Origin of the sequence: Streptomyces tsukubensis, from assembly GCF_003932715.1 — a bacterium.
Lineage (GTDB): Bacteria > Actinomycetota > Actinomycetes > Streptomycetales > Streptomycetaceae > Streptomyces > Streptomyces tsukubensis.
In genome coordinates, this window is record NZ_CP020700.1 from 4,389,677 (window position 1) to 4,403,450 (window position 13,774).

Annotated in this window: 9 protein-coding genes; 8 read left to right on the forward strand and 1 reads right to left on the reverse strand. The window is 70.7% G+C overall.

From position 1 onward, the window contains the following. The first annotated feature begins 20 nt into the window (after positions 1-20). The 5 genes from B7R87_RS17975 (at position 21) to B7R87_RS17995 (ending at position 2,882) form a co-directional block, all read left to right on the forward strand. Positions 21-824: a type II secretion system F family protein gene (locus B7R87_RS17975; protein ID WP_130585013.1), complete on the forward strand. Its 804-nt coding sequence runs from the start codon at positions 21-23 to the stop codon at positions 822-824. Positions 825-853: 29 nt separating this feature from the next. Then, positions 854-1,609 carry a type II secretion system F family protein gene (locus B7R87_RS17980; protein ID WP_130585012.1) on the forward strand — a complete coding sequence of 252 codons (756 nt, stop codon included), beginning with the start codon at positions 854-856 and terminating at the stop codon, positions 1,607-1,609. Positions 1,610-1,766: 157 nt separating this feature from the next. Then, positions 1,767-2,033, forward strand: a complete 267-nt coding sequence (locus B7R87_RS34280; protein WP_100249132.1) for a DUF4244 domain-containing protein — start codon at positions 1,767-1,769, stop codon at positions 2,031-2,033. Continuing rightward, entirely contained in the window at positions 2,020-2,400 is a 381-nt protein-coding gene (locus tag B7R87_RS17990) for a TadE family type IV pilus minor pilin (RefSeq protein WP_233168867.1), read from the forward strand. Before B7R87_RS34280 ends, B7R87_RS17990 begins: the two co-directional genes overlap by 14 nt. 32 nt (positions 2,401-2,432) lie before the next feature. Then, positions 2,433-2,882: an Rv3654c family TadE-like protein gene (locus B7R87_RS17995; RefSeq protein ID WP_006347649.1), complete on the forward strand. Its 450-nt coding sequence runs from the start codon at positions 2,433-2,435 to the stop codon at positions 2,880-2,882. Between the two features lie 77 nt (positions 2,883-2,959). On the opposite strand, the gene B7R87_RS18000 is transcribed toward B7R87_RS17995, so the two are convergent. After that, the gene (locus tag B7R87_RS18000) at positions 2,960-3,763 is read right to left on the reverse strand and encodes a phosphatase PAP2 family protein (protein ID WP_157997786.1); all 804 of its coding nucleotides are present in this window, start codon (positions 3,761-3,763) and stop codon (positions 2,960-2,962) included. 153 nt (positions 3,764-3,916) lie between these two features. On the opposite strand from B7R87_RS18000, the gene B7R87_RS18005 reads away from it, so the two are divergent. The 3 genes from B7R87_RS18005 to B7R87_RS18015 all read left to right on the forward strand — a co-directional run bounded on the left by B7R87_RS18005 (position 3,917) and on the right by B7R87_RS18015 (position 13,757). Further along, a complete protein-coding gene (locus B7R87_RS18005; protein WP_045852934.1) occupies positions 3,917-5,101 on the forward strand; it encodes a GNAT family N-acetyltransferase in 1,185 nt (394 codons plus the stop codon). Further along, positions 5,095-6,153, forward strand: a complete 1,059-nt coding sequence (locus B7R87_RS18010; RefSeq protein WP_006347646.1) for an NAD-dependent epimerase/dehydratase family protein — start codon at positions 5,095-5,097, stop codon at positions 6,151-6,153. The genes B7R87_RS18005 and B7R87_RS18010 overlap by 7 nt, the downstream gene beginning before the upstream one ends. Before the next feature lie 125 nt (positions 6,154-6,278). Then, positions 6,279-13,757, forward strand: a complete 7,479-nt coding sequence (locus B7R87_RS18015; protein WP_063838394.1) for a type I polyketide synthase — start codon at positions 6,279-6,281, stop codon at positions 13,755-13,757. Positions 13,758-13,774 lie beyond the last annotated feature (17 nt).

The following is a 13,774-nucleotide window of genomic DNA, read 5'->3' on the forward strand; positions in this document are numbered from 1 at the left end:
ACGCCGCGCTGTTGTGTGCGATGGCGGCCGCCGTACTGCTGATGGACGGCCGGGGCCGCGGGCGGCGGGCGAAGCTGGTCCTTGCCGGGTGCGCCGCGGTGCCGCCTCCCCGGCCGCGGCGGCGGTGGCCGGCCTCCGAGCTGCGGGCGCGGGGCGAATGGCTGTGCGGGGCCGGTGCCCTGACAGTCGCCGTTCTGGCGGAGTCGGTGGTTCCGCTGCTGGTCGGGGCCCTGGCCGTGCCGCTGGTCCGGCGCGCCCGGCGGACCCGTGAGCGGGAGCGGGCGAGGGCCCGGCGGGCGGAGGAGGTCATCGCCCTGTGCGGCTCCCTGGCGGCGGAGTTGAGAGCGGGTCTCCAGCCCGGGCAGGCGCTGGCCGAGGTCGGCGCGGGGCAGGCGCTGGGGGCCGCCGAGCCCGCGGTGCTCGCGGCGGTCCGGTTCGGCGGCGATGTGCCCCGTGCCCTGCGGGACGCGGCAATGGAGCCCGGTGCCGAGGGGCTGTCCGGGATCGCCGCCTGCTGGAGCGTGGCCGTCGGCAGCGGCGCGGGGCTGGCGGCCGGTCTGGACCGGCTGGAAGCCGCGCTCCGTGCGGAACACGACCAGCGGGAGGATCTGGACGCCCAACTGGCGGGCGCCCGCTCCACGATCGTGCTCCTGGCCTTCCTGCCCCTGGTTGCCCTCGGCCTGGGATCGGCCCTGGGCACCGATCCGCTCCGGGTGCTGCTGCACACTCCCGCGGGCCTTCTCTGCCTGCTGGCCGGTGCCGTGCTGGAGGCGGCCGGGCTCTGGTGGGCCGCGCGGATCGTCCGCAGGGGGCGGTTCCGGTGAGCCCGGCCGCCTTCGTCCGCCCGGAACTGATGCCGGTGGTGGTGCCGGGGTTCGTGATCACGGCCCTGCTGGTCCTGACCGTCCTCGCGGACCGTCGCCGGAAACGCCGGACGAGGCTGCGTGCCGACCGTCTGCTGGGCCGGGAGCGGAACCGCCCCCGCCCCCGGTGGCGTACGGCCCGGCAGGAGTGGGCGCGGAACTGGGGGCCGCCACTGGCTGCCTTCGCCGGAAGCTGCGTCCTGGTCGGCGGGCTGCCCGGCTGCGCCGTGGGGGCGGTGGCGGGCTGTGCGGTCCATCTGTGGCGGCGTCACCGGCCGCCGGGGGCCCGGGTGGAGGAGGAGGCGGCGGCCCGTCAGCTTCCCCTCGCCGCGGACCTCCTGGCCGCCTGCGTGTCCGCCGGCGCCGGGCCCCGCGAAGCGGCCGAGGCCGTCGGCGAGTCCCTGGGCGGTCCGGTCGGCGAGCAGCTCGTCCGTACCGCCGCGGAACTGCGGCTCGGCGGTGAACCCGATCTGGCGTGGGACGGATTCGCCCGGATACCGGGAGCCGGGGAACTGGCGCGCTGTTTGGGCCGCGCCGATGCCACCGGCGCTCCCGCGGCGGAGCCGGTCGCCCGGCAGGCGGAGCGTCTCCGGGCCGCCCGGGCCCGGACCGCGACCGCCCGGGCCCGCCGGGCCCAGGTCCTGGTCACCGCGCCCGTGGGGCTGTGCTTCCTGCCCGCGTTCCTCGCGGTGGGGGTGGCGCCCGTCGCCATCGGCCTGGCATCCGGGCTGCTCGACCGCACCTGACACGGGCGGCGCGCGGCAGCAGCCCCGTCAGCGCCCGGGTCGTTCCGTCCGGGCGCCGGGACAGCCCGTCCGTCCATGAACGCGCGTACCGAAGCCAAGCGAACCGAAACGAAGCAGGACGGATCCGACCGGATCCTTTGAACCCGAGGAGTTTTCGATGTCCGAGAAGCCTTTGACGGAGAACGACGACGCAGCTGCCCGTGCCGGAAAGGCCGCCGGGGAGCGTCCGGGGAACGCCGCGCGCCAACGGCCGCGCCGGAGGCGCCGCATGTACGGGGACCGGGGGATGGCCACCGCCGAGTACGCGGTGGGGACCGTCGCCGCCTGTGCCCTGGCGGCGGTCCTCTACCGGATCGTCACCGGGGGAAGCGTCACCCGTGGTCTGGAGTCACTGATCGGCGAGGCCCTCAGTGCGCCGTTCTGAGCCTGGCACCGGCGCCCGGGACCGGGGTGCGGTGACGGCGGAGGCGGCGGTGGCGATCCCGGCCCTGGTCGCCCTGGTCGCGGCGTTCCTCTGGGCGCTGACGGCCGCGGTGGCACAGATCCGGTGCGTGGACGCCGCCTATGCGGGGGCCCGGGCGGCCGCGCGGTCCGAACCCCGCTCCGTGGTGATGGAGACGGCCCGGGCGGCGGCCCCCGCCGGAGCGCGGATCCGGGTCCATCGCGCGGGCGACTTCTGGCGGGTCCGGGTGGAATCCCCGTCGCCGGGCCCCGGGAGCCTGGCCCTCACCCTGAGCGCGGAAGCCGCGGTCCGTGCGGAGGGGACGGCGGCGGAGGTGGCGGGATGGTGAGGTCGGTGAGGGCAGTGGGGTCGGTGAGGTCGGTGTTCTCCCGGGTTGTACGGGATGCCCGACCGCACCGGATCGCGGATGGGCCGCGCGCCTGCATTCCGCGGTCCGTACGGGCGCCCGCACGGCGGGACGGCGGCTCGGCCACGGTCTGGGTGGCGCTGGTCGCGACCGTGCTCTGCGCCCTCTTCGGCACGGTGCTGGCCCTGGGACAGGTGGTGATCGCGCGTCACCGGGCGGCTGCGGCCGCCGATCTGGCCGCGCTCGCCGCGGCCGACCACGCGTTACGGGGCGAAGCCGTGGCGTGCACCCGGGCGGCGGAGGCGGCCCGGGCCCAGGGCGCGATGCTGCTCCGGTGCGAGCTGCGCGGGGAGACCGCCGATGTGGAGGCGGCTTCCCGGCTGGGACCCTTCACCCCCAGGGCCCTCTCCCGGGCGGGCCCTGCGTATCCCGTGCCGGCTCCGTCCGCACCCGGGGAAGGCTGACCGCGGTGCCCTTCGCCGGAGCCGCGCCCCACCACATCGGGCCGGCCGGAGGGCCTTCCCCGGATTCCGGAAGGCGGTTACATATCGCTGCAGGGGCCCGCATTCCAACGCCGCAGGCGCACCGCACACTGCTCGAAGGAGTAGAGGAGCAGCAGCAACAGCAGGGCCGCAACGCCGTCTGCCCAGAAGTGGTTGGCCGTGACCACGACGACGGCGATCGTGACCGCTGCGTGCGCGGTGCCCAGCCATCTCCAGTGACTGCTGGTCAGACGAGCTGCCACCAGGGCCACCAGCAGGCACCAGGCGACGTGGACGGACGGCATGGCTGCCAGTTCGTTGGGAGCCAGGCCCGCCATGGTTCCGTCGAACATCGACTGGCCGTACTGGACTGCCACGTCGACAAAGCCGTTCTGGGGCAGCATGCGGGGCGGCGCCACCGGGACGAACTGGATGATCAGGCACCCCGCGGTCACCAGCACCAGCGCTGTCCAGACGCGGCGAAAGTGATGCTGATGCCGTACAAATACCCAGATCAGCGTGCCGGCCGTGCCGAGGCCGTGCATGACGGCGTAATAGCGGTTCGCCGCTTTGACCAGCCACGGTCGTGGCAGCACGACCCGCTGCCAGGAAGCCTCGTTCGGAAAGCCCAGCCGGAGTTCGGCTCGGTGAATCCGGGCCGCGCGGTCCAGAGCAGGTTCCTTTCCGGCCGATGAGAGATGACCGGTCAGCTGCCATACCGAAAAGAGGCCGAGCACCGTCCCCGCGTCGCACAGAGCTGTGCCGAGCGGGGCAAGACCCGACCGGCGGGCCACCGCGCCGGCCGTGAACAGAACCGCTGCGGCCCCACCCGTAATCCGCCACGAACGGACCGTACTCCGCACCGAAAACTCCTCTCTTTGCAGCCGTACCGGTCCCACAGCAGCCTGCAGCCCGGTCCGGTAATACTTTGAAATGCGATGCAATTGATGAAGCTGCCGGAATTCTCGACTTGCCGTACCCCGCCATGGGCGAGTGCGCGGCTAGGATGCCGATCCGTGTCCACGGTAACCGATATTGCAGCACATCCCGTCACGGTAAGTCCGGTTTCAGGGCGTCGCGGTAAGACCGAGTTCATCCGACTTCCCTATCATCTCTATCGAGGTGACCCATGCTGGATTCCGCCCCTTGAATACGAACGCAGACAGTTTCTCAGTAGCCGCCATAACCCGTTCTTCAGCTACGGCGAGGTGGGCTTGTTTCTGGCGCGGCGGGGGCCGCGGATCGTGGGGCGTATCGCCGCAGTCCGTAACTCCCGCTACGAGGAGTTCCAAGGGAAACGCCACGGCTTCTTCGGGCTTTTCGAATGCGAGAACGACCCGGAAGCGGCTCGCGCTTTGTTCGACGAGGCCTCGAAATGGTTGCTCCGCTTCGACCTGGAGGCCATGCTGGGCCCGGTTTCTTTTTCGCTCAACGACGAGTGCGGGACTCTGGTCTCCGGATTCGGCCACCGGCCCATGGTGATGATGTCCTACAACCCGCCGTATCATGATCGGCTGATGAATTCCTGTGGCTTTTCCAAGGCGAAGGATCTATGGGCCTGGAAGTTTTCCGTCGAAGAGCCTCCTGCTTTTCTGCTGGAGCAGGCGGAGCAGGCTCGGGCCCGTTCCGGCGTCACCGTGAGGACGCTTGAGCTGCAGAACATGAAGACGGAACTGCCCCGCATGATTGATGTCTACAATTCCGCATGGAAAGACAACTGGGGATTTGTTCCCATGACCAGCGAGGAGGTCGAGCGTCACGCCGATCGTCTGCGTCGGGTCATTGAGCCGGAGCTGGTGCTCACCGCGGAGGTGGACGGGGTCCCCGCCGCCTTCCTGCTGGCTCTCCCCGATGCCAATGAGGCCGTGGCCGCCGCTCAAGGACGGCTGACCCGTTGGGGTGTGCCGATCGGATTTCTGCGGATGCTCCGGGCGGCCGGTCGCATCGAGGGCATGCGCATGGCCGCTTTCGGCGTAGCGCCCGGATACCGGAGGCTGGGGCTGGACGCTCTGCTCTACACCGAAGCATGGCAAGCCGCCCGGCGCCTGGGCTACCGCCGTGCGGAGCTGTCGTGGACCTTGGAAGACAACGCCGTGATCAACCGTGTCACTTCGGCCATGGGCGGGGAGCGCTACAAGACGTACCGCATCTATCAACGGCCGCTCGGCTCCGTACCGCCGGCACCCGCAGGGCGGTGGTGAAGGTGCGTATCGCAGTCACCGGAGCCACCGGGTTCATCGGCGGGCGGCTGATCCGGCATGCGGTCCGCCGGGGCGACACCGTGACGGCCCTGGTCCGCCGGCAGTCCGATACGACGGCGCTACGGCGTACGGGAGTCGGCGTGCGGGAAGTGGACTGGGCGACGGGCGACGGAATCACCGACGCCATTGCCGACGTGGAATGTGTGGTGCACCTCGCCGGTGCAACGGCGGCCAGGAATCGGGCGGATTACCTTCGGGGCAACGCGGACACCGCCGCGGTGCTGGCACGTTGCCTGGCCGCACTGCCGGACCCCCCTCGGCTGGTGCACTGCTCCTCGCTGGCGGCGGCCGGGCCGTCCACGCCGGGCCGGCCCCGCACCGAGGCGGACCCGCCGACCCCGGTCTCCCATTACGGCGGCAGCAAGCTCGCCGGCGAAGCAGCCGTACGAGCCGTCTGCGAGCGGGTGCGCGTGGTCATCGTCCGCCCGCCCATCGTCTACGGCCCCGGGGACCGGGAGTTTGTGCCGCGCCTGATTCCTCTGGTGCGCGCGGGCCTTCTGCCCAAGGCCGGAACCGGCCTCCGATGGTATTCGCTGATTCATGTGGACGACTTGGTCCGTGCCCTGTTCGCTGCGGCAGTTCGCGGTGAGACCGTCCGGAATTCTGCACCTACTTGTGGAACCGGGGTCTATTTCGTCTCGGACGGTCACGAGTACTCATGGCAGGACATTGCGAAGACAGCCGCGCGGGCTCTTGGACGGCCCACCCCCGTCGTCTTTCCGGTTCCCCTGGCCATGGCGCAGCTTCTGGCCTGCGGAGCGGAGTTCGTTGCCCGCGCCGGTGGCAGAGTTTCCCTGCTGAACCGCGACAAGGCGCGGGAGATGCGGTATCACGCATGGACCTGCTCGCCGCAGGCAGCGGCGCGTGAGCTGAACTTCACCGCCGAGATTCCCCTGCTGCGGGGAATCGAGGAACTTATCGGACCCGATGCCGATGAAACGAGACGCAGACGCGGCCGGGTGCCGAGTGAGCCGAATGACATGTCTTCCTAGGCCGAGTGGACCAACCTCGCCCCCCTGTGCCGTTTCTCCGATGGGGCGCTGCCCAGGGCCCGTACCACTTGGCCCTACCTTCTTGGATCAGGCCTTCTCCAGCCATGTACGAGGAACGGGACACCATGGATCGCAACCGGAGCGGTTCCGAAGAAATCGCCATTGTGGGTATCGCCTGTCGGCTTCCCGGTGGCACAAACAGCCTCGATGAACTCTGGACGGCTCTCGCGGACGGCCGTGACCTGGTCACCGAGGTCCCGCACAACCGGTTCGACGTCTCTTCCTTCCTCGCCCCCGACCCCCGGCAGCCGGGCAAGAGCTACTCCCTCGCGGGTGGATTCCTCGAAGAGATCGCAGGTTTCGACGCGGAGTATTTCGGAATCTCGCCGCGAGAGGCCAGTCGCATCGACCCTCAGCAGCGTCTGGCCCTGGAACTGGCCGTGGAAGCCCTCGACGACGCGGCAATCCACGGCGATGTGCTCAAGGGCTCGGACACCGGGGTTTTCATCGGAGTCGCCGCTCAGCACTACGCGGCTCTCCAGGAACGTGACCCCGCTTCGATGAACGCCTACACCATGGCCGGCGGGTCCACGGGGAACACCGCCAACCGGGTTTCCCACGCCCTGGATCTGCACGGGCCGAGCATGGCCGTCGACACGGCTTGTTCCTCGTCGCTCGTGGCGGTCCACCAGGCATGTCAGGCGCTGCTCGGCGGAACGGGCCGCGTCATGCTTGCGGGCGGAGTCAACGTTCTCCTCAGCCCGCACCACTTCGTCGGCTTCTCCAAAGCCTCCATGCTGTCGCCGAGCGGCCGCTGCCGGACGTTCTCGGCCGCGGCGGACGGCTACGTACCGGCCGAAGGCGGCGCGGTCGTGGTGCTGAAGCGCCTGTCGGACGCCCTGGAGGACGGAGACCGGGTCCACGGGGTGATTCTCGGGACCGGCACCAACGCCGACGGGCGCACGAGCGGACTCTCACTGCCGAGCGCGACAGCGCAGGAGGCGCTGCTGCGCCAGGTCTACCGGCGGGCCGAGGTAAGCCCTGACGACCTCGCGTACTTCGAGGCACACGGCACCGGCACCGCGGCCGGTGACCCTGTCGAGTGCGAGGCGATCGGGCGCGCGTTGAGCTGCTACCGCCATAAGGATCTTCCGCTGCCCGTCGGATCGGTCAAGACCAATCTGGGGCATCTCGAACCGGCTTCGGGCATGGCGGGCCTCTGCAAGGCCCTGCTGGTCCTGCGGGAAAGGGCCATCCCGCCGTCGCTTCACGCTGAACCACTCAATCAGGACATCGACTTCACAGGATTGCGGTTGCGCCCCGTAACCGCCGCTCAGCCGATCCACGGCTCCGGCCGTGCTGTCGTGGGCGTCAACTCCTTCGGATTCGGCGGCGCCAACGCACACGTCGTCCTCGCCGAACCGGCACAAGCCCGGGAGAACCCCCAGCCTCCGCCCAGACGCGCCCTGCCGATCGTCGTATCGGCCCGCAGCGCGGCAGCGCTTGCCGACGCGGCCGAGCGGATGAGCAGCCATATGCGCGGAATCCCGGCGGAGCGGTTCTACGACACGTGCCACACCGCCGTTCTCCGGCGGACACACCATGAGCACCGTGCCGTGGTGATGGCCGACGATCCCGGCAGCGCGGCGGCACAACTCGAAGCCCTCGCGAAAGACGCCCCGGTCTCCGGCACGGCCACCGCCGAGGCCGTGGGCAAGGGGCGCGTGGGGTTCGTCTTCTCGGGCAACGGTTCGACCTGGTCCGGGATGGGCGCAGATCTCCTGAGCGATCCGGCCTTCCGCACCGGTGTCGACGAGGTGGACTCCGTCCTGTCGCCGCTCCTGGGCTGGTCGGTCGGAGAGCGGCTTGCCGAACCGCCGGAGGCCGCGCAGATGGAGCGTACGGAATTGGCCCAACCCTTGCTGTTCACCCTTCAGGTCGCCCTGGTGAACATGCTGCGCCGGCAGGGGATCGTGCCGGCCGCCGTCATGGGCCACAGCGTCGGCGAGATCGCCGCCGCATACACAGCCGGAGCCATTGATCTCGCGACCGCCGCCGCGGTGGTCGCCGCTCGAAGCCACTGCCAGGAGGCCACCGCGGGCCTGGGCCGGATGGCGGCCGTGGGCCTCTCCGAGGAAGACGCCGTCAAGGAGCTGTCCGCCTACGACGGGCTTCTGGAGCTGGCGGCCGTCAATTCCGACAGGGACGTCACCATCGCGGGGAACCGCGAGGCCCTCCGCCAGCTCGAACGGGACCTTACGGCACGGGAGGTCCCCTTCCGCACGCTCGACCTGGACTACCCATTCCATACCCGGGCCATGGACGTGATCGAGGAGCCGCTCCTGCGCTCCCTCTCCGGGGTGCGCTCCACGGCGCCCGGTCCGGCGATGGTGTCCACGGTGACCGGCCGTCTCGTCGAGAGCCGGCAACTGGACGCCGCGTACTGGTGGAAGAACGTCCGTCAACCGGTGCAGTTCCTGTCCGCGGCCCGCGCCGTGCACGATCTCGGCTGCGACGTTCTGGTGGAGATCGGCCCGCATCCCGTCCTGTCGGGCTATCTGCTCCGGATCGAACCGCGCGACGAAACACCGGTCGCCGTCGTACCCACCCTCGTCCGCTACGGCGACGGGCCCGAAGCGATGCGCGCCGCAGTGTGCCGGCTCATCGCGTACGGAGCCGTAACCGAGTGGGAGGCGCATTTCCCCATCCCGGGGCGCGTGGTCGGCCTCCCCGCCTACCCCTGGCAACGCGAGCGCCACTGGAACGGCGCATCCCACTGGTGGTCACCCTACGGTCGCGCCGACCACCCGCTGCTGGGTTCGTCCCTGCCGACAGCGGAGCCGAGCTGGTACGGAATCCTGGACCGCACCCGTCTGCCCTGGCTGGACGACCACAAGGTCGGGGGCACCACGATCATGCCCGCCACCGGGTATGTCGAAGCGGCCCTCGCCGCCGGCCGACGGGCCCTGAACACCGCCGTCGAGCTGACGGACCTGCGCATCACCCGCCCCCTGGCCCTGGCCGATCCGTTCTCCGAGGCAGGATTGCGGGTCTCGGTCTCGGACGAAGACGGTGTGGTACGGATCGCGAGCAGCACCCCGGGCAGCGGGTCCGCCAAGGACGCCCCCGAGGACCCCGGGCAGGAGCATGCCCGGGGACGGGTACGCAGGCTGTGCGCCGACCGGCCGCGTCCTGTGGACCTGAACGGGATCCGGACCCGACTGACCGGCCGGACGAGCGCGGCGGAACACTACGAAAGGACCGCCCGCGCCGGCTTGTCCTACGGACCTGCCTTCCAGGTCCTCACCGAACTGGGCCTCGGCGACGGCGAAGTGCTGGCGGCCTACCGTGCGGAGGACCCGGACGAGGCGTACGGCATCCACCCCGCCGTCCTCGACGGTGCCCTGCAGGCCGGCACCCCGTTGCTGGCGGACTCCGGCGCGCATCAGCCCTTCCTTCCCGTCGCCGTCGAAGAGGTCCAGCACTGGGTCGGCCCGGCCCGGACCGGCTTCGTACACGTGCGGGCACGAGCGACCGGCTCACGGGAGGTCTGCTGGGACCTGGACGTCACCGACGATGCCGGAGAGGTCTCGGTACGGATGCGCGGGGTGCGGCTGCGGCGGGTCGACACCGCGGAGTCCACCACGGCCGACTGCTGGACGACCGTGACGCGCGCCCTGCCGCCGTACCACGGCCGGCCCTTGCAGCGCAGCCCCTTCCCCACGCCCTCCGCGGTCGTGGACGACGCCGGCACGGCCCTGCTGGAGCCGGCCGGTGGGCGTCCGTTCGACCAGTGCGTGCGCGCCTTCAGCGAAATGAACGCCCATTTCGCAGCCCGGACCTTCGCAGACCTGCTGCCCGAAGGCGGCACTTTCGGCGCCTCGGAGCTCATCGCCGCCGGTGTGCAGCCCCGCTACCGGAAGCTGCTGGACCTGCTGACCGAGCTGACGACGCAGTACGGGTTGACCCGGCGCATCCACGAAAGCGCCACGGAACCCCGGTTCCGGTTGGCACTCGATCCCCGACCCGACCGCATGGTCCAGCTGGCCGCCGCCCGATTCCCGGACCAGGCGATCGTCCTGGCCCTGTACACCAGATGCGGAAGGAACCTCGCCGAGGTACTCAGAGGCAGCATCGACGCGCCGGAACTGCTGTTCGGCGACGCGGACCGCCACCTCATCGAGCAGTTCTACGAGCAGCAGCACGATCTGCGTCTGCACAACTCCTGCGCACAGGCCGTCGTACGCAGCATGATCAGGAACTGGCCTGCCGGACGTCCGCTCCGCGTACTGGAAGTCGGAGCCGGCACGGGAGGAACAACGGCCTCGGTGCTGCCCGTGCTGCCCGCCGAGAACACCACGTACACCTTCACCGACGTCTCCGCCGCCTTCCTGCCCAGAGCCCAGCGGCGCTTCGGCGGCCACGACTTCATCGAGTACCGAACGCTCGACCTGGACCAGCCCCCCGCACCTCAGGGCTTCCAGACCGCCGGGTACGACCTCGTCATCGCCTCCCACGCCCTCCACGCGGCTCCGGATCTGGCACGCGCCCTCGACCACGTCGGCAGTCTCCTGGCCGACGGGGGCCTCCTCCTGGCCGTCGAGTGGCACGAGTCCACCCATCTCGCGCCCTGCTTCGGGTTGCTCGACAGCTTCTGGAGCTTCCACGACGCGCCCCTGCGCACCTCCTCCCCGCTGCTGAGTCCGGCGGAGTGGGAGGCGCTCCTCGGTGACCGCGGCTTCGCCCACCCGGCACGGGTGAGCCGGGAACCGGACAGCGGCTCCCCCCTCTGCTCGGTGCTCGTCGCACAACGTGACATCAGGGCGGAAGCCCCCGAGGTGCCGCCGCCGGCCGCCGCCGATCGCGACGCCGCCTGGATCATCGCTGCCGGTTCCCGCGACAGCGATCTCGCCGAAGGCATTCGGAACGCGCTCCTCACCGCCGGACACCTGAGCGCACACCGCACCGCGCCTCTTGACCAGCCCGACGAGTGGACATCGCTGCTACCCGCCGCGGGCCCGGCGAACATCGTCCTGATCCTCGGGGACGGCGCCCACGACTCCGCTGCCCCCACCGAACGCGCAGCTGTACGCACCTGTGTGGACCATGCCGCGGTGTTGCGCGCCGCGGCCTCGGCATGCGACGGCCTTCCCGAGTCGGCCACGGCAACGCTCTGGCTGATCACCCGCCCCTGCGGCGCCCTGCCCGGCCCCGTCCGGCCACTGACCCTCGCAGACGCCGCGACCTGGGGTGTGGCCCGGTCACTGGCCAACGAGCACCCCCGGATCGCCGTCCACCAGATCGCACTGGAGCGCGGTCCGGCGGCCGACGAGGACGCACAGCGCCTGTGCCAGGAGCTCCTGGCCGGTTCGGAAGAGCGCGAGATCGTCCTCACCCACGGTGGGCGTTTCGGCCCCCGGGTCGTCAAACGCGCCGTGTCCGGCCGCAACCGGGACCGGCAGCCCTTCACCCTTGCCCTGAGAGACCCCGGACCGGGCCACCGGCTCTCCTGGCAGGACATGCCGATGCCCGTACCGGGCCCGGGCCAGGTCGTGATCGAAGTCCGGGCGGCCGCGCTCAACTACCACGACGTCATGGTGGCCACCGATCTGCTGCCGGCGGGAGCCGAAGGCGACGAGGTGGAACCGAAGCTGGGCCTGGAGTGCGCCGGGACCATCGCCGCGGTCGGGGACGGGGTCACCTCGCTGGCCCCGGGGGACCGGGTATGCGCCATGGCGGAAGGAAGCCTCGCCTCGCACGTCCTGGTGGCCGAAGAGCTGACCGCGCCCGTGCCGGCCCGGCTGAGCTTCCCCGAGGCGGCCACCCTTCCCGCGGTCTTCACCACCGTGCACCACAGCTTCGGACGGCTGGCCCAGCTGCGCCCCGAAGACACCGTGCTGGTCCACTCGGGCGCCGGGGGAGTGGGCCTCGCCGCCCTCCAGTTCGCGCAGGCACACGGAAACCGGATCATCGCCACGGCAGGCACACCGGGCAAGCGGGAACTGCTCCACTCCCTGGGAGTCGACCATGTGCTCGACTCCCGCGATCCCGCCTTCGGCGAAGAAGTCATGAGAGCCACAGGCGGCCGGGGAGTCGACGTGGTTCTCAACTCCCTCGCGGGTGAGGCCATCGCCCGAGGGCTCGAACTTCTCCGCCCCCACGGCCGGTTCGTCGAGCTCGGCAAACGCGACATCCACGCCAACGGCCGGATGCTGCTCCGGCCCTTCCGCAACAACCTGGGCTATTTCAGCGTCGACCTCCTGCAGATGCTGCGCGCAGATCCCCAGCGCTTCGGCTGCCTGCTCACCGAGGTCATGGACCAGGTAGCGGCAGGCACCTACCGTCCTCTTCTGCACCAGACCTATGCGGCCGCCCGCATCGGCGAAGCCTTCCGCGTACTGCACCGCGCCCGGCACGTCGGCAAGATCGTCATCTCGTTCGACGAGCGGCCGCCGACCGAGCCGTACTCCTCGTCGTTCCGTCCGGACCCCGAGGGCACCTATCTGGTCACCGGTGGTCTCGACGGCTTCGGAGCCGCCACCGCGGTCCGCCTGGCCGGGCAGGGAGCACGGCATATCGTGCTGGTGGGCCGCCGCGGCGCGGACACCCCGGGAGCGGACGGACTGCTGCGTACCCTGCGGAGCCTCGGGGCGGAGGCCACCGCCCGGACCGCGGACGTGACCGACCGCGGAGCCGTGCAGAAGGTACTGGACGCCATCGACGCCACCGGTCACCCCCTGCGGGGCGTGGTCCACGCCGCCATGGTCCTCGACGACGCCCCGCTGAAGGAGCTGGACGACGAGCGCTTCTCCGCCGTGCTCGCGCCCAAGGTGCAGGGCGCGCTGGTACTGGACTCGCTGACGCGCGATCGCGACCTGGACCTGTTCCTCGTGTTCTCCTCGGCATCCTGCCTGATCGGCAACATCAACCAGGCCCCGTACGCAGCGGGCAATCTGTTCCTCGAAGCGCTGGTCCGTGCCCGCCGCGAGGAAGGGCTGCCGGGTACGGCGGTCGCCTGGGGAGCCGTCACGGACGTCGGCTACGTCGCCCGCAGAGAGCTGACCGACATGATGGCGCGCGTCGGCCTCGGAATCATGACCTCCGCCGAAGCGCTGGACATCCTGGAGAACCTCCTTGCCCTGGGCGACGAGGTGACCGTGGTCGGACGGCTCGACTGGGACGCACTGCGACGGGTCATGCCCGTCCTGCGCACCCCCCGTTTCGCCGGCCTCCTGTCGGCGACGGATACGGCCCGCCGGAGCAGCGACCTGCGCGAACGACTGGTGGAAGCAGACGGCGAGGAAGCCGCCGCCCTGGTCACCGACACTCTCGTACGGCTGGCCGCCGACGTACTGCGCAGCACACCGGACCGGATCGACCGCTCCCGCCGCCTGGCGAGCCTCGGCCTCGATTCCCTTCTGGGCGCGGAACTCGCCGTGGTCATCCGGCGCTGCTTCGGCTGCGACCTGTCGTTGATGGAGGTCCTGACCAGCAGGGATCTCAACGATCTGGCCCACCGCATTCTGTCCCGGGTCGACCGCCGGGGTACGACACCCTCCGACGGACACCCCGAGCCGGTGAGCAGTTCCCGGGGCGGCCACTGATCCGGGATCCCGTTGGT

Excerpts from the sequence above, each read along its gene's own strand:
- B7R87_RS17975 (WP_130585013.1), top strand. The coding sequence starts at position 21 with ATGGCGGCCGCCGTACTGCTGATGGACGGCCGGGGCCGCGGGCGGCGG.
- B7R87_RS34280 (WP_100249132.1), top strand. The coding sequence starts at position 1,767 with ATGTCCGAGAAGCCTTTGACGGAGAACGACGACGCAGCTGCCCGTGCC.
- B7R87_RS18015 (WP_063838394.1), top strand. The coding sequence starts at position 6,279 with ATGGATCGCAACCGGAGCGGTTCCGAAGAAATCGCCATTGTGGGTATC.
- B7R87_RS17980 (WP_130585012.1), top strand. The coding sequence starts at position 854 with ATGCCGGTGGTGGTGCCGGGGTTCGTGATCACGGCCCTGCTGGTCCTG.